Origin of the sequence: Neptunitalea lumnitzerae, assembly GCF_027924185.1 — a bacterium.
GTDB lineage: Bacteria > Bacteroidota > Bacteroidia > Flavobacteriales > Flavobacteriaceae > Neptunitalea > Neptunitalea lumnitzerae.
This window is the reverse complement of record NZ_BRVO01000002.1, coordinates 859,842-876,313: the sequence shown is the minus strand read 5'-3', so window position 1 is coordinate 876,313 and position 16,472 is coordinate 859,842. Positions and strand designations below refer to the sequence as shown.

General features: G+C 32.0%; 15 protein-coding genes. 9 read left to right on the top strand and 6 right to left on the bottom strand.

Annotated features, from left to right (window positions below):
• Nucleotides 1-97: 97 nt before the first annotated feature.
• Entirely contained in the window at nt 98-1,360 is a 1,263-nt protein-coding gene (locus Y10_RS11065) for an aminotransferase class I/II-fold pyridoxal phosphate-dependent enzyme (protein WP_281765452.1), read from the top strand.
• An 89-nt stretch (nt 1,361-1,449) separates the two neighbouring features.
• On the opposite strand, the gene Y10_RS11060 is transcribed toward Y10_RS11065, so the two are convergent.
• Together Y10_RS11060 and kdsA are read right to left on the bottom strand one after the other, a co-directional pair.
• Complete coding sequence (locus Y10_RS11060) at nt 1,450-2,304, bottom strand: hypothetical protein (protein ID WP_281765451.1); 855 nt, start codon at nt 2,302-2,304, stop codon at nt 1,450-1,452.
• An 11-nt stretch (nt 2,305-2,315) separates the two neighbouring features.
• Nucleotides 2,316-3,137 carry a 3-deoxy-8-phosphooctulonate synthase gene (gene kdsA, locus Y10_RS11055; RefSeq protein ID WP_281765450.1) on the bottom strand — a complete coding sequence of 274 codons (822 nt, stop codon included), beginning with the start codon at nt 3,135-3,137 and terminating at the stop codon, nt 2,316-2,318.
• Nucleotides 3,138-3,350: 213 nt separating this feature from the next.
• On the opposite strand from kdsA, the gene typA reads away from it, so the two are divergent.
• A complete protein-coding gene (gene typA / locus Y10_RS11050) occupies nt 3,351-5,156 on the top strand; it encodes a translational GTPase TypA (RefSeq protein ID WP_281765449.1) in 1,806 nt (601 codons plus the stop codon).
• Between the two features lie 157 nt (nt 5,157-5,313).
• Here the strand turns inward: typA and Y10_RS11045 are convergent, their stop codons facing one another.
• Both Y10_RS11045 and Y10_RS11040 read right to left on the bottom strand, forming a co-directional pair.
• Nucleotides 5,314-5,730: a hypothetical protein gene (locus Y10_RS11045; protein WP_281765448.1), complete on the bottom strand. Its 417-nt coding sequence runs from the start codon at nt 5,728-5,730 to the stop codon at nt 5,314-5,316.
• Nucleotides 5,723-7,072 (bottom strand): OmpA family protein, encoded by a 1,350-nt coding sequence (locus tag Y10_RS11040; protein ID WP_281765447.1) that lies wholly within the window; start codon nt 7,070-7,072, stop codon nt 5,723-5,725. The genes Y10_RS11045 and Y10_RS11040 overlap by 8 nt, the downstream gene beginning before the upstream one ends.
• Nucleotides 7,073-7,347: 275 nt before the next feature.
• On the opposite strand from Y10_RS11040, the gene Y10_RS11035 reads away from it, so the two are divergent.
• From Y10_RS11035 to Y10_RS11020, 4 genes are read left to right on the top strand one after another with little or no spacing between them, the layout of a single operon-like run.
• Nucleotides 7,348-8,553 carry a GTP-binding protein gene (locus tag Y10_RS11035; protein ID WP_281765446.1) on the top strand — a complete coding sequence of 402 codons (1,206 nt, stop codon included), beginning with the start codon at nt 7,348-7,350 and terminating at the stop codon, nt 8,551-8,553.
• Between the two features lie 17 nt (nt 8,554-8,570).
• Nucleotides 8,571-9,200, top strand: coding sequence for an ABC transporter ATP-binding protein (locus tag Y10_RS11030; protein ID WP_281765445.1), 630 nt, complete (start codon nt 8,571-8,573; stop codon nt 9,198-9,200).
• Nucleotides 9,197-10,417, top strand: a complete 1,221-nt coding sequence (locus Y10_RS11025) for an ABC transporter permease (protein ID WP_281765444.1) — start codon at nt 9,197-9,199, stop codon at nt 10,415-10,417. Before Y10_RS11030 ends, Y10_RS11025 begins: the two co-directional genes overlap by 4 nt.
• On the top strand, nt 10,407-10,865 hold the full coding sequence (locus Y10_RS11020) for a hypothetical protein (protein ID WP_281765443.1): 459 nt from the start codon (nt 10,407-10,409) through the stop codon (nt 10,863-10,865). Before Y10_RS11025 ends, Y10_RS11020 begins: the two co-directional genes overlap by 11 nt.
• A gap of 102 nt (nt 10,866-10,967) precedes the next feature.
• Here Y10_RS11020 and Y10_RS11015 read toward each other — a convergent pair whose 3' ends face one another.
• Together Y10_RS11015 and Y10_RS11010 are read right to left on the bottom strand one after the other, a co-directional pair.
• The gene (locus tag Y10_RS11015) at nt 10,968-12,194 is read right to left on the bottom strand and encodes a tRNA modification GTPase (RefSeq protein ID WP_281765442.1); all 1,227 of its coding nucleotides are present in this window, start codon (nt 12,192-12,194) and stop codon (nt 10,968-10,970) included.
• A gap of 92 nt (nt 12,195-12,286) precedes the next feature.
• Nucleotides 12,287-13,696: a Do family serine endopeptidase gene (locus Y10_RS11010; RefSeq protein ID WP_281765441.1), complete on the bottom strand. Its 1,410-nt coding sequence runs from the start codon at nt 13,694-13,696 to the stop codon at nt 12,287-12,289.
• Between the two features lie 170 nt (nt 13,697-13,866).
• Between Y10_RS11010 and dapF the strand changes: the two genes are divergently transcribed.
• Genes dapF through mltG form a run of 3 tightly spaced genes read left to right on the top strand, consistent with a single transcriptional unit; the run spans nt 13,867 to nt 16,201 of the window.
• On the top strand, nt 13,867-14,646 hold the full coding sequence (gene dapF, locus Y10_RS11005) for a diaminopimelate epimerase (RefSeq protein ID WP_281765440.1): 780 nt from the start codon (nt 13,867-13,869) through the stop codon (nt 14,644-14,646).
• Entirely contained in the window at nt 14,640-15,161 is a 522-nt protein-coding gene (locus tag Y10_RS11000) for a GNAT family N-acetyltransferase (RefSeq protein WP_281765439.1), read from the top strand. The genes dapF and Y10_RS11000 overlap by 7 nt, the downstream gene beginning before the upstream one ends.
• Nucleotides 15,158-16,201 (top strand): endolytic transglycosylase MltG, encoded by a 1,044-nt coding sequence (gene mltG, locus Y10_RS10995; protein WP_281765438.1) that lies wholly within the window; start codon nt 15,158-15,160, stop codon nt 16,199-16,201. Before Y10_RS11000 ends, mltG begins: the two co-directional genes overlap by 4 nt.
• Nucleotides 16,202-16,472: the final 271 nt, after the last annotated feature.

Sequence of the window (16,472 nt, the reverse complement as noted above, 5' to 3'; positions counted from 1 at the left end):
AAGGGAACTTAACATCACAAATTGCAAAGTAAATAATTATGAATGCTAACTAAAATTAATTACTTTTGCCTGATTTCAAATACAATTGCTTCATAAAATGGTAAAAGATTTATTCGAGAGAATACAGCAAAATAAGGGCCCTTTAGGTAAATGGGCAACGCATGCAGAAGGATATTATGTATTTCCAAAATTAGAAGGAGAGCTTAGCCCGAAAATGAAATTTCGTGGAAAGGATATTTTAAACTGGAGTATTAATGATTACTTAGGTTTAGGTAATCATCCTGAAGTACGAAAGATTGATGCTGAGGTAGCTCAGGAATATGGTGCTGCTTATCCTATGGGAGCAAGAATGATGAGTGGGCACACAACGGTTCACGAACAATTACAAGATGAGTTAGCTGAGTTTGTTAAGAAAGAAGCTGCTTATGTTTTAAACTTCGGATACCAAGGTATGGTTTCTATCATTGATGCATTGGTTACTAAAAACGATGTAATTGTTTATGATGTAGATTCTCATGCATGTATTATTGATGGTGTTCGTTTACACCACGGTAAACGTTTTACATACCAACATAACGATATTGAAAGTTTAGAGAAAAACTTACAACGTGCTACTAAAATTGCTTCTGAAACTAATGGAGGTATTTTAGTAATTAGTGAAGGTGTATTTGGTATGCGTGGGCAACAAGGTAAACTAAAAGAAATTATAGCCCTTAAAGAGAAATTTAATTTTAGATTCTTAGTAGATGATGCTCATGGATTTGGTACGCTAGGTGCTACTGGTGCTGGTGCAGGTGAAGAGCAGGGATGTCAAGATGGAATTGATGTTTACTTTTCTACATTCGCAAAATCTATGGCTAGTATTGGTGCTTTTGTGGCTGCCGATAAAGATACTATCGATTACTTAAAATATAACTTACGTTCTCAGATGTTCGCTAAATCATTACCAATGATTTATACGAAAGGTGCATTAAAGCGTTTACATATGCTTAAAACAATGCCTGAGCTTAAAAATAAGCTTTGGGAGAATGTAAATAATTTACAAAACGGGTTAAAAGAAAGAGGGTTTAATATAGGTGATACGAACACTTGTGTAACTCCTGTGTATTTAGAAGGTAGTATTCCAGAAGCTATGGCTATGGTAAATGATCTTCGTGAAAACTACGGAATCTTTTTATCTATTGTAGTTTATCCTGTAATTCCTAAAGGTATTATTTTATTAAGAATGATTCCTACGGCTTCTCACTCTTTAGAAGATATTCAGGAAACTTTAACCGCTTTTGAAGCTATTAGAGAGAAATTAGTTAATGGTACTTATAAGCGTATTTCTGCTGCTGTAGCGCAAGCTATGGGTAGCTAATGAAACTGCTTTAACTATATAATGAAAAAGGCTTTATCATATGATAAAGCCTTTTTTAGTTTAGGTTATAATTAGGATAGGTGTTTCGGTTATATTTTAAAAATAACTCCGAAACCTATAAGTCTTTCGTAGAAAAAGAAATGTTGTTTTGCCTTGTCAGAAGTATCGTTGGTAGTTCTAATGTTTGGCATGTCAATAAATCCTCCTTTAAGAGATCCTCTCACAAAAAAGTGTTTGAAAAAAGTAAGGTTTACACCAACATCTGCCGATACTCCATATCCTGAAACGTGAAAATCGTCATGGCGCTCTTTACTTAATAATGTGGCGTTTGTTTTTGGTAATAAAATACCACCACCAATACCTTCGGTTACGTTTATTTGAAAAACATCAGTATTAATAGGTCCTAATAAACTGGTTACATCATCAAATCTTGAAAGCCCTAGGTGTATGTAATTAAGTCCGTCTGTATGCTCAAACATTAAAAAATCTTCGGTCATATAAACTTCATCATTATTATAGATACCATTAAACTCAGATCCGGCTTCAGATTCGGGTAAATTAATAAGTCCGCTCACTGTTGCTTGTTGATATTGAGTCATTACGTATTTCATGTGATCTACTTTAAATGAAACATTGTAATGATCGGAAATAAAATAACCAACTTCAAAGTTTGTTTGCGGTATGGTCATTCTAGAAGGGTTAATGTAATCTATGCTCCATCCACGTGGTTTGTCGTGTGCAATAGCGTCATGTACTGTAAAGTTATAACCATTACCTCTAAAGTGAATATCAGACTTGGTGTAGTTAGAACCGTTACCACCCCAATAAAAGAATATTTTTCCTTTATTGTGGCTAGTGTATTTATCATCTTGCTTTTCTTCTTGAGCAAAGCTGGCTACAGTTGCAAAACATATACAACTAATAGCTAATAATTGTTTAAGCATTAATAGGGGAGTTATTCTAAATTATTAATTGTTTTTCTAATAGCCGTTAGATTGGTAAGTACTTTTTCTAGATAGTCTAAATGTAGCATATTAGCTCCATCACTTTTAGCATTCGCTGGGTCAAAATGTGTTTCCATAAATAAACCATCTACACCAGTAGCAATACCTGCTCTGGCAATAGTTTCAATCATGTCTGGTCTTCCTCCTGTAACTCCACTAGTTTGGTTAGGCTGTTGTAAACTGTGCGTAACATCTAACACGGTAGGAGCATATTGTTTCATGGTAGGGATACCTCTAAAATCTACAATCATATCTTGGTAGCCAAACATGGTACCTCTATCGGTAATCATTACTTGCTGGTTATTACAGTCTTTTACCTTAGTAACTGCATGTTTCATGCTTTCCGGACTCATAAACTGTCCTTTTTTAAGGTTTACAACTTTTCCTGTATTGGCTGCCGCAACCACTAAATCTGTCTGTCTTACTAAAAAGGCAGGTATTTGTAATACATCTACATATTGGGCTGCTAATGCTGCGTCACTAATTTCGTGAATATCGGTAACGGTAGGTACACCAAAAGTTTCAGAAACTTTCTTTAGAATTTTTAATGCTTTCTCATCTCCAATTCCAGTAAATGAATCTATTCTACTTCTGTTTGCTTTTTTAAAACTACCTTTAAAAATGTATGGTATTTCTAGTTTATCAGTAATAGCAACTACTTTTTCAGCTATTCTTAAAGCCATGTCTTCTCCTTCAATAGCACACGGTCCAGCTAAAAGGAAGAAATTATTGCTATCCAAATTTTTAAGTTTGGGTATTGCATTTAAATCCATAAAAAATCTTCTTAAAAAAAGTGTTGCAAAGATACAATATTATAGTTGTATAGATTGTGAAATAGTTATTTATAAATGTTAGGAAACTTGCTTGTATAGCCTGTGTTTTGTAACGGTTTAATTATTAATTGGTTAAGATTTTTAATAATTGTTGTAAATAGTACATAGAAGTTAAAAAATAAAACTAAATTTGCGCCCTTAAATACATACTTAATGACAGCCATTAAAAACATTGCCATTATTGCACACGTTGACCACGGTAAGACTACGTTGGTTGATAAAATATTGCATCACTGCGAATTATTTAGAGACAATCAGGATACAGGAGAATTGATTCTTGATAATAATGATCTTGAAAGAGAGCGTGGAATTACTATTCTTTCTAAAAACGTTTCTGTTAACTATAAAGGAACAAAAATCAATATTATTGATACTCCTGGTCACGCCGATTTCGGTGGAGAGGTAGAGCGTGTACTTAACATGGCAGATGGTGTGTTATTGTTAGTAGATGCTTTTGAAGGACCAATGCCTCAAACACGTTTTGTGTTACAGAAGGCTATTGAAATGAAATTGAAACCATGTGTGGTTGTAAATAAGGTAGATAAAGAAAACTGTACTCCTGATGAAGTTCATGAAGCTGTTTTTGACCTTATGTTTGAATTAGGAGCAGAAGAGTGGCAGTTAGACTTCCCTACAGTTTATGGTTCTGCTAAGAACAATTGGATGTCTGATGATTGGCAAAACCAAACAGAGAACATTGAGCCATTATTAGATATGGTAGTAGAGCATATTCCTTCTCCAAAAATAGAAGAAGGTTCTACTCAAATGTTAATTACTTCTTTAGATTATTCTTCTTTTACTGGTAGAATTGCTATTGGTAGATTACAAAGAGGTGAGCTTAAATCAGGTATGAACGTTTCTTTGGTAAAAAGAGATGGAAAGATTGTAAAATCTAAAATAAAAGAACTTCAGTTATTTGATGGACTTGGAAGAGTAAAAGTTGAAGAGGTACAAGCTGGAGATATTTGTGCTATTGCTGGTTTAGAAGGATTTGATATTGGTGACACCATTGCAGATTTTGAAAATCCGGAAGCATTACCAACTATTGCTATAGATGAGCCTACCATGAGTATGTTATTTACTATTAACGACTCTCCTTTCTTTGGTAAAGATGGTAAGTTTGTTACTTCTAGACACATTAAAGACCGTTTATCTAAAGAATTAGAAAAGAACTTAGCTTTACGTGTAGAAGATACTGGAAGTGCTGATAAATTTATGGTTTTTGGTAGAGGTGTATTACACTTATCTGTACTTATAGAAACTATGAGAAGAGAAGGGTATGAGTTACAAATTGGGCAGCCACAGGTTATCATCAAAGAAGTTGATGGTGTGAAGTGTGAGCCAGTTGAGGAGTTAACTATTGACCTTCCTGAAGATGTATCTGGTAAGGCTGTTGAAATGGTTACTTTACGTAAAGGTGAAATGCTTAGTATGGAACCAAAAGGAGAGCGTATGATTATTAAATTTAATATTCCTTCTAGAGGTATTATTGGTTTAAGAAATCAATTACTTACAGCTACTGCTGGTGAGGCTATCATGAACCACAGATTCTTAGAGTTCCAACCTTATAAAGGTGAAATTCCAGGAAGAAATAATGGATCTTTAATTTCAATGGAAAAAGGTACTGCAATTCCTTATTCTTTAGATAAATTACAAGAGCGTGGTAAATTCTTTGTTCACCCAGGTGAAGAGATTTATACAGGTCAGGTAATTGGAGAAAACTCACGTAGTGATGATATGGTTGTGAATGTAACTAAGACTAAGAAATTATCTAACGTACGTTCTTCAGGAGCTGATGATAAAGTAAAATTAGCACCGCCAATTAAATTCTCTTTAGAGGAAGCTTTAGAATATATTCAGAAAGATGAATATGTAGAGGTTACTCCAAATTCAATGCGTTTACGTAAAATCTATTTAGATGAAAACGAGCGTAAGCGTATGGAAAAACAAATAGGATAATAATAGCTATTATTTATATAAAAAAGGCTCCCAATTGGGAGCCTTTTTAGTTATATATTCTTTTTAATTGTTTTTTCGGATAAGGTAAATCATCAAGTATAGATTAGTCAAAGACTTGATAGTTTTCATGTAATTGAATTCTTATAACGATTAGGAATTAGGATGAATTCGAAGTTTTATTAATAAAAAACATACCTATGGAGCTTGCTACTATACCTTGAAGTATTCCTAAATATATATTGGAACTTTGAAGCCATTCAATAACATTTATATTTTTAACACCTAATACAGTTAATAGTACTAACAGATAAAATAAGGAAAGATAGAAAGAAAGTCGAAATCTAAATTTATCAATAGTTACTTCGGTTAGATGGTCTTTTCCATCAGTGAAGAAAGAAGATATTATCAGCAGTAGGGTAGGAGATAGATTTTGAGTAAACCATCCCCACGCTTCATTAATATGGTCATCAAATTTACCAGTAATAGTTCTTGCAAGCATTAATATAAAAATAATGGCTGCAACGCTAAACCACAATAGGGCTATTTTTTTTCTTGCTTTTGTAAAATTAATCATTTTCTAAAGTTTTTAAGATTCCTGATAATTTTAAATTTTCTCCTGGATTAGGGCTTAATTTTATATGACTGGCAATCTTTTCATTCTCTCTTTTTTCAAATTGATAAATAAAAACGGTAACCTTATAATTTTCTGCCATTTTAGTTTTTAAATCATCGGGTAGATCACGATAAATTGCATTGCTTAAAATATCTTTTGCTATTTGTGAATTAATGGCTGTTCTAGGAGAAATTTGTACAGTTTCATTGTGTACTAAAAAAATAAAAAATCTATAATATCCTTTTACAGGATAAAGCCAGTAATAGAAATAGTTTTCTGAGGGATCTCTAGCAGGCTCATTACCTACTACCCACCTATTTGCATCATTTAATGATACCCAATTTTTATTCGTTTGTTCAATTTGAGTAATGATAGCATACCCTTTATCTTTAATATAATACCTTATATTTTTATATCCTGAATTTGCAAGTGCATTTGTGAGCTTTAGATCTAAATCGTTTAGCGTTTTACTTGTTGAAAATAAATGGGGACTTAGTTTTTCAATTTCTGATGGTGAAGGAATATCCAATTCATTAGTTTCGTAGTTAAGAATTACAATATCCGCTCTTCTGTTTTTCTGAAGGTCTTCACTAGTACAACCAGCTTTGCAATCAATCAAAGGGTTTATCTCTCCCATACCTTCACTAATGAGTCTTTCTTCCGAAATACCTCTAGAAATGAGATACTGTTTTAAAGTTTTAGCTCTTTTATCAGTAAGTTTTAAGTTGTAACTTTCACTACCTCTTATATCTGCATATGCTTCTATTTTAATATTTATCCCTGGGTATTTCTTCATAAGTTCAGTCAAAGCATCTAGTTGTACCTTATTTTCTGTATTTATATTCGTATCATTTACGTCAAAAAATATAGGATTAAAAGAAAAATTAGCATAAGGATTGGATGATTTAAGAAGAGGCTCTAAATTAATTTCTAATATTATAGGGATGTTATTCACGTATTTTATTTCTATCATCTTATTTTCATAACCTTCAGAGTAAATTTCTAATTTATAATCTTTTTTACAGGGTAAGTTTATAGCTATAAAACCATCTCTATTCGCTGTTAATATTTTTAATATGTTATTATCACTATCCTTAATCTTTAATAAAGAATTAGGGATAAGTTCTCCAGTCCCCATGGCTTTTATAGTTATTAAGAATAGGACGTTACAATTTACTTGACTTTGTACCTCTATGGGGTTAAGAGTAGGCCTATTGTTAGGTGGTTCGTTAGCAAAAGCTTTCATATCTAAAAACATTGCCAGACTTAAATATATATATATTATAGATTTAATGAAATTCATACAAATCAATTTTAATTAGCACTTGTAATATATGTTTAAAATACTGTTTTTCAAATACTTATATTTAAGTAATTTTTAATTTGATCGTTTCTATAATAAGTCGTTTTTTCTTAAGAAGCTTTATTTTAAGTTGGATCTAACGTATAATAGCGTTAAAATTATTTTAAAGCAACTTAGTTGCATTAATAGATAGTTTGTTATATTTGCATTGTAGTTGCAATAAAATGAGTCATTATTTTATTGTTTTAAAGAATAGCATGTAAAACAAACTTAAAATGAAAAAGCTTCCCGTTACTGTACTTAGTGGATTTTTAGGAGCAGGAAAAACCACATTACTCAATCATATATTACACAATAAAAAAGGGCTTAAGGTTGCAGTTATTGTAAATGATATGAGTGAAGTAAATATTGATTCCCAACTGGTAGAAAATGAGCATATATTATCTCGGACAGACGAAAAATTAGTAGAAATGAGTAATGGTTGTATTTGTTGTACGCTTAGAGAAGACTTGATGATTGAAGTAGAGAAGTTAGCTAAGCAAGACAGATTTGATTATTTACTTATAGAAAGTACTGGTATTAGTGAGCCTATACCTGTAGCACAAACTTTCTCTTTTGAAAGTGCAGACGGAACAATTGATTTAAGCTCTTTTAGTTATATTGATACCATGGTAACGGTAGTAGATGCGCTTAATTTTTTAAAAGACTTTTCTAGTTCCGACTATCTAGCTACCCGTGATCTTACAGATATACCAGATGACAATAGAACAATTGTAAATTTATTAACCGATCAAGTAGAGTTTGCCAATGTTATTGTTTTAAATAAGGTTGATTTAATTACAGAAGAACAGTTGAAAGAGTTGTATGCAATACTTCAAAAGTTAAATGCAGATGCTCTTATATTACCTACCCAACATAGTAATGTGCCCATTGAAAGCGTTGTGAATACTGGATTGTTTGACTATGAGAAGGCAGAGCGTTCTGCCGGTTGGATAAATGAGCTAGAACATGAACATACTCCTGAAACAGAAGAATATGGTATAAGTTCTTTTGTTTTTAATAGTAGGCGCCCCTTTCATCCAGATAGATTTATGGATTTCATAAATCAAGAATTTCCAAGAAATGTAATTAGAAGTAAGGGATTATTTTGGATGGCGTCAAGACCAGATCAAGCACTTATTTGGAGTTCTGCTGGAGGATCTTGTAAAGCAGATAGTGCTGGTGTATGGTGGGCATCTATGCCGTTTAATAGACGAATAAATTATGCTCCATTTTTAGAAAATCAACAAGCTATAGAGGCTAATTGGGATTCGGTATTTGGAGATCGAAAAATAGAATTAGTATTTATTGGTCAATATTTGCAAAAAAATAAAATAATTGAAAAACTAAATGATTGTTTATTAACCGATTTAGAAGTGAAGATGTTTGAAAATGGTGGGATTCTAGAAGAAGATTCTTGGCCTATAGTAACTTATAATTAATTATACCCGATAAACACATGATTCAGACATTAGACATTACTTTTGGTTATGATAGTAAAGATGAGGTATTTAAATTTCCTAATATTAACCTTAAAGCTAAGGAGCATCTACTTATAGTAGGGAAATCTGGTATTGGTAAGACAACATTATTACATCTACTAGCCGGATTATTACCGATAAAGACCGGTTCTATATGTATCAACTCTACTAGAATTGAAGATTTATCACAAAAAAAGCTAGATGCTTTTAGGGGAGAGCACATAGGACTTGTTTTTCAAAGAAACCATGCGCTTAAATCGCTCACAGTAGCTAAAAATTTGCAAGCTCGACTTTTCTTTAGTAGAAAACCTATTAACTATAAAAGAATAAATGAAGTGCTTACCACTTTAGATCTTTTAGATTATAAAGATAAGAGTATACAAACATTAAGTACGGGCCAGCTCCAAAGATTAGGTATCGCTATGGCTATTATTCATAACCCTAAACTTATTTTAGCAGATGAGCCTACATCTAGCCTTGATGATGAAAATTGCGAAAATGTAATGAATCTACTTTTAAAAGAGGCTCAAAGGCATCAAGCAAATTTAGTTGTGATTACTCATGATAAGAGAATTGTTTCAAAGTTTTCTAAAGTATTGATGTTATGATGAATGTTTGGAAAATAAGTATTGATAATATCAAACACAAACCTTTAAATTTTGTTTTAAGTGTACTTTTCTTGGCTGTTGGTTTTGCGCTTTTGTTAGGAGTAGAAGAGTTGAATATGTCTTTTAAAAGTCAATTTAATAAAGGATTAAGTGGTGTAGATCTTGTTGTTGGAGCAAAGGGAAGTCCGTTGCAATTAGTGATGGCTTCTCTTTTACAAATTGATAATCCTATTGGAAATATTTCGTATCAAGAAGCGGAAAAAATAGGAAGGAATAGGTTAATAGAAAAAGCGGTACCTATATCCTATGGAGATAATTATAATGGATTTAGAGTTGTAGGTACTACAGATGCCTATGCCTCCTTATTTCATGGAGAGATAGTAGAAGGTCGTAAACCTATAAAGCCTTTTGAGGTAGCTGTAGGAAATGCAATAGCAAAAAAGGAACTTTTAAAGGTAGGTGATACCTTTAAAAGTTCTCATGGAGTTGTTACTGGTGGGCATTTACATGATAAAGATTTGGTTGTAACAGGTGTGTATCAAGCCACAGAAACAGTATTAGATAGGTTGGTAATAACGCCGTTAGAAAGTGTTTGGGAGATGCATCATCATGAAGAAAAAGGAGAAATTCATCATGAACATAAGCATGAAGATAAAAATGAACATATTGAGAAAGAAATAACTGCTTTGTTGGTTGTTTTTAGGTCTCCAACGGGTTTGTTAACCATTCCTCGTAAAATTAATGAAACCACTAATATGCAGGCTGCATTGCCTAAATATGAATTAGAAAAACTATATAATTATACTGGTGTAGGAGTAACTATCATCAGTTATATAGCTTACCTCATACTTAGTCTATCATGTTTTACATTGTTGTTGAGTTTATTTAAAATGATTTCGGAACGTGTATTTGATTTAGCATTACTACGTACGTATGGTGCTAAAACTTCAGAATTGCTAAAAATGGTTTTTTATGAAGGTATTATTTTAATAACTATAGCAATTACTTTAGGTACTTTAATATCACAAATTATTGTGCTTTTGGTTACTATGATTTTAAAAGATGATTATTTGCAAGGGCTTTCGTTTGATATGCCATACCTTCAGTTTTTTAAAATAGTTTTTTTATTGCTAGGTGTTTTATTTATCGCGGTTTTAGTTAGTATTATTCCATTATCAAAAATTAAAATTTCTAAAGTATTAAATCATGAGTTATAATAAGCATTTAATTATATTCATATTTTTTGTGGTAGGAATACAGTTGTCTTACGCACAAAAAATAGTTACATGGAAAGATTTATCACATATTACATTTAGTGAAGAATACTACTCGGAATATGATGAATATTATTTAACACCAAAGTTTGAGGAAGTTGTAAAAGAATTGGAAGGTAAACAGATAATTATAACGGGATATTTTTTAAATATAGCTCCTGAAGAGAACGTATATATTCTTTCAAAAACTCCCATGTCTGCTTGTTTTTTCTGTGGGGTAGGAGGTCCAGAAACGGCAATAGAGCTTGAGTTTACTAATAAACCATTGTTTAAAACAGATAAAGTTGTTTCTGTTACTGGAATTTTAAAACTTAATGGAACCGATGTTGAACATTTTAATTATATATTAACATCATGTACTGCTAAATTAGCTAATCAAAGTGAAAGATGATTAATAATTTGTTTTACTTATAGATTTTTAGAGTTTATCTATTTGGAAAAACTAGTTATAAAAAAGGCTCCCAATTGGGAGTCTTTTTAGTTTAAAAGTATCTTATAAAATAGTATATCCTAAAATAATTGCGGTAGAGCTGTAGTCTGCAGTCCATAAGGTATAACTTTCTAATATATCTCTATCGGTATTATATTTTAGTTGAATACTGAACTTATCATATTTATATCCTACACCAAAACCAAAGTTAGAACGAGAAGATAATTCATTATAATCTGTTCTGTTAGACATTTTAAATTCATCATTTATCAAAAAATCAAAAGCATAGTAGCAAGCATCTATAAAAAAGGCATTCTTATCATTAAGGTACATATAGTGTCTAACACCTATAGGAAGTTCTATAGAGCTATAATCTACGGTATAATCAATATCATAATAAGGTGCATGGTGTGTTTTTTCATTACTATAAGATTGGTACGTTGGCTCTAGAAAAATGGACCATTTATTATTATTAAAGGGTATAACATATTCTAATTCTACACCACCACGAAAATTTGCTTTAGTGTCAAACTCTGTATGGTAATGTGAATACGATTCATGAGAAATAGCAAGGGAAGTAAAGTTAACACCTAGTTTTATTTTGGTATTAATTTCTCCTTTTCTGGTAGTTCTAGTGGTTGTTTTGTTGTTTTCTACTGTTTTTTCTTTACCACAATAATTATAGGTGTTAAATATGTCTACCAATTCATCTTCTTTATAAGACAAATTTTCAATATCTCTTAAACTAATTTCCTCGCATTTAAGTTGATTGAGTAATTGTTGTTTGTAATGCTCGTTTTTACCTATTTTAAAATTTTCAGTTTGGTAAAATTTAAAAACGAGCGGGGTTATGGTTTCCTGAACATCTTTAATTTGATAGTAGTAATTATTAATACCAGCATCATAAAAAGCATATAGACTAGCGTTGCCTGATAATATTTCTTTTAAGAAAACGGTTTCATTTTTATATTCCGGATGGCGTTGTTTACTGTAGGAAGAAACAAAATTACTAGAATAGTCAATATCAACGGTTTGTTTTATGTATTTAAAAGTATTAGCGTTATCTGCAAATACTATAACGTTTTCTAAATTTCCAGACAAAACTTCTCCATTTTCTGAAAGTTTATATTTAAAGTCTTTAGGAGAAAATTTCCAGTCGTTATTTTTAATTAGGCATTCAGTTTTAACAGAATCAGTTGTTATAATATAACCCTCTACAAATTCTGTTTGGGCGTGTAAATAACTGCAACTGCTGATTAAAGCAATTGCTAATAGTAGAATATTTTTCATTGTTTATTGATTAGGTTTTACTAACGTAAAGGTACAAAAAAAGGAGTTGTTTTTTATACAACTCCTTTCTAAATAATGTGTTTATATTATTTTTATTGTAGAAAATATCTTTCTTTTTCACCATCTTGGTTGAGTACTATAAGTACATTACCATTGTACTGAGATCCACTTGCTAAAGCGGCTTTTACATCATCTACCGTATTTAATTTTATATTGTTAATACTTAAAAGAATCTTACCTTCTAATTGAAGATTACTATTGCTATAGTAAGCTCCTTCTTTGGTTATTTTAACCCCATAATCGGTGTCAAATTTCTTCTTATCTTCTTTTGATAAATTTTTAACGGTAAGGCCTAATCCTGCAATAGAGTAGCTTTCGTTTTTAGTAAGTGTAACTTTAGAAGTTTTTAAGTCACCCTCTCTACTATAAGTAACATTTACATCGTCTCCTGGTCTTTTAGAAGTTAAATACCCTGTAAGGTCTGCAAAGTTTTTGATGGTTTTATTATCAATTTTCTTAATAATATCTCCCTCTTTTAATCCAGCCTTAGCTGCTCCTGAACCTTCTTCTACACCTGCTACGTATACCCCTTCAGTATCGTCAATTCCAATTTCTTTAGCAATGCTAGAGTTTAAGCCGCCACCTGAAATTCCTAAAATTCCTTTTTGTACGTTACCAAATTCCAATAAGTCATCAACTATTTTTTTAGCAATGTTACTAGGTACTGCAAATGAGTACCCAACATAGTTACCCGTTTGTGAGGTAATAGCAGTGTTAATACCAATTAAATCTCCGGCAGTATTAACCAAAGCACCTCCACTGTTTCCTGGATTTACAGCAGCATCGGTTTGAATAAATGATTGAATTTTATCATCGTACGGATTCAAATCTCTTGCTTTGGCACTAATAATACCAGCAGTAACGGTAGAAGTTAAATTAAAAGGGTTACCAACAGCTAATACCCATTCTCCAATTTTAGCAGTATCAGAGTCGCCAAATGCTAAATAAGGTAATTTTTCATCGGCATCTACTTTTAAAAGTGCTATATCCGTATTTGGGTCAGTACCTACTAGAGTAGCTGCATAAGTTTTATTATTGTTTAGTGTAACCTCAAGTTTAGAGGCATTTTCAATTACGTGATTATTGGTTACAATATACCCATCAGATGTAATAATAACTCCAGAACCTGTACCAACTTGTTCTCTTTGTTGTCCTCCATTAGATCCGTAAAAGAAATCGAAAACAGAATTTGGACGTGTAGCTATAGAAGTGTTTTTAACGTGCACTACCGCATGAACGGTTTTATTGGCAGCATTGGTAAAGCCTTCATCATCCATAGCAATTGCCGGCGGATTATTAAAACTGGTGGTAAAAGTTTGTGCAGCGTTAGCATTAGACATTTCACTTACCACATAAGGTTTTTCTAAAAATAGTTTATAAGAGGCTAGTGTAATTACACCTCCTAAGATAGCAACAATCAACAGACTAAAATACTTTTTCATTTTGCTTTTCTTTGTTATTAATTAATATTCTTTTTTATTATTTTAAATATTTCTGTAAAAACATTACCTAAAATTATTCCATAATTATTTTCGAAACTTAACTTTAACCACATTTTAACAGAGGATTTTGCCTATTAAAAAATGTATATTTGCAATACTAACATAGAAAAATGAAGTTGAAGTTTTATAAATATCAGGGTACAGGAAACGATTTTGTGATGGTTGATAACCGTTCTAAAACTTTTCCAGTTACTAATACAAGCTTAGTGAAAAGGCTTTGTGATAGAAAATTTGGAATAGGAGCTGATGGTTTAATTCTATTAGAAGAAGATGCTACTACCGATTTTAAAATGGTATATTTTAATTCTGATGGAAATGAGAGTACCATGTGTGGTAATGGAGGTAGATGCTTGGTGGCTTTTGCAAATAAATTAGGGGTTATTAATAATAACGCTACTTTTAATGCTATTGACGGATTGCACTATGCAGAGGTAGCTGATGATGTGGTAAGTTTACAAATGATTGATGTGGATGCTGTTAATATTGAAGAAACGCATACGTTTTTAAATACAGGATCTCCACACCATGTTCAGTTGGTAGCTAACTTAACGGAGTATGATGTTTTTTCTAATGGGAAAGCTATACGAAATGGAAGCCCTTATTTTGAAGAAGGAACTAATGTGAATTTCGTTGAAAAAATGTCAGATGACACATTTGCAGTTCGTACCTACGAGCGCGGAGTAGAGGATGAAACGCTTTCTTGCGGAACAGGGGTTACAGCAGTGGCACTGGCAATGTATGCTAACCAACAAACTACTAAGAATGCTGTAAATTTAGAAACCCCAGGAGGTACCCTTACGGTTAGTTTTGAGCAAGATGGTACTACATATAAGAATATATTTTTAAAAGGAAAAGCAACTTTTGTTTTTGAAGGAGAAATAGAATGCTAACACTTAAAGGAACATATTGTTATTTAAGAGCCCTAGAGCCCGAAGACTTAGATTTTCTGTATGAAATAGAAAATGATGAAAACGTTTGGGAGGTTAGTGAAACTATTACGCCTTACTCTAAATTTATATTGAAACAATATCTTGAAAATAGCCATAGAGATATTTTTGACGTAAAGCAATTGCGCTTAGCTATTGTTACAGGCAAAGAAGAATTGTGCGGTTTTGTAGATATTTTTGATTTTGATCCTAAAAATCTAAAAGCTGGGGTTGGTATTATTGTAAAGAAAACCAAGCGGGGTAAGGGTTTTGGGGCAGAAGCTCTTAACTTGGTGGTTACTTACTGCTTTAAAAAATTGAACTTACATCAGATTTACGCAAATATTTCCGAAGATAATAAGCCTAGTATAAGCTTATTTGAAAAGTTAGGGTTTAAATTATCGGGTATTAAAACCGATTGGACATTAATTGACGGAACTTATAAAAACGAATTACTTTTTCAGAAAATAAACTCATGAACTTAAAAAAACTTATTGCAATTGTTGCTATACTTGGTGTTATAGCCGGTGGAATTTTTGTCTACAGAATTTATAACATACTTTTTACCCCTAACACTAGTTTTAACAATAAGGAAGCTCATTTGTATATTGAATCTGGAGATACTTTTGATGATGTAAAAGAGCAACTGTCTGTGTTACTAACAGATTTAGATGGTTTTGTACAGGTAGCTAATAGAAAAGGTTATAGCGAAAATGTAAAAGCGGGGTTCTATATTATTAAAAAAGGGATGACTAATAATGATATAGTGAATACGCTGCGCGTTAATAATATTCCTATTAGAGTTACTTTTAACAACCAAGATACGGTAGAAAAACTTGCGGGTAGAATAGCGGTACAGATAGAGGCTGATAGTTTAGAGTTATTAGAAGCAATGACAGATAGTACGTTTTTGGCAGAAAATAACTTTACAGAAGAAACTGCTATTGCCATGTATATACCAAACACGTATGAGTTTTTCTGGAATACTTCTGCAAGCCAGTTTAGAGAAAGAATGTTAAAAGAGTACCATAACTTTTGGAATGAAGAACGTGTTAGTAAGGCTAAAGAATTGGGAATAACACCCATGCAGGTAATTTCTTTGGCTGCTATTGTGCAGAAGGAAACAGCAAAAGTAAGTGAGCGCAAGCGTGTAGCTGGTGTGTATATGAATAGAGTAAAGTCTAATTGGCTTTTAGAGGCAGACCCAACTGTAATTTATGCATACCGACAAAAAGTAGGGGATGATGATTTTGTTATTAAGCGTGTTTTAAATAAGCATAAGGAAGTAACTGCTACATCTCCGTATAATACATATTATGCTGCAGGAATACCTCCGGGGCCAATTGCTATGCCAGACATATCTTCTATAGATGCGGTATTAAATTATGAGCATCATGATTATTACTTTTTTGTGGCAGATGTAAGTAATTTTGGCTATCATAAATTTGCTAAAACTTTATCTCAACATAACGCAAATGCGGCTCTTTATCATAAGTGGGTTGCCCGCCAGAATTACTAAAATTATGGTGTTTTTTAATGGTTAACTGCTTGTTAATCATGTTAATAAGTGTTAAATTTTTAGTGTTTTTCTTAAGGTTTCAAGTGTTAAGAGGTACTAATTTTTGTTTTTAAATTGATGATTATTTAATAATTTATTCAAATACATGTTATTTTATCATAGTTCTGGTGCCTATTGCACGATTTTATGGATAAAATAAGAGTATCTTCATTATTAATACAATTTTAACTAGTTGTTTTTCAGTTAACTAAAAAGGGCGTACATTTGTCGC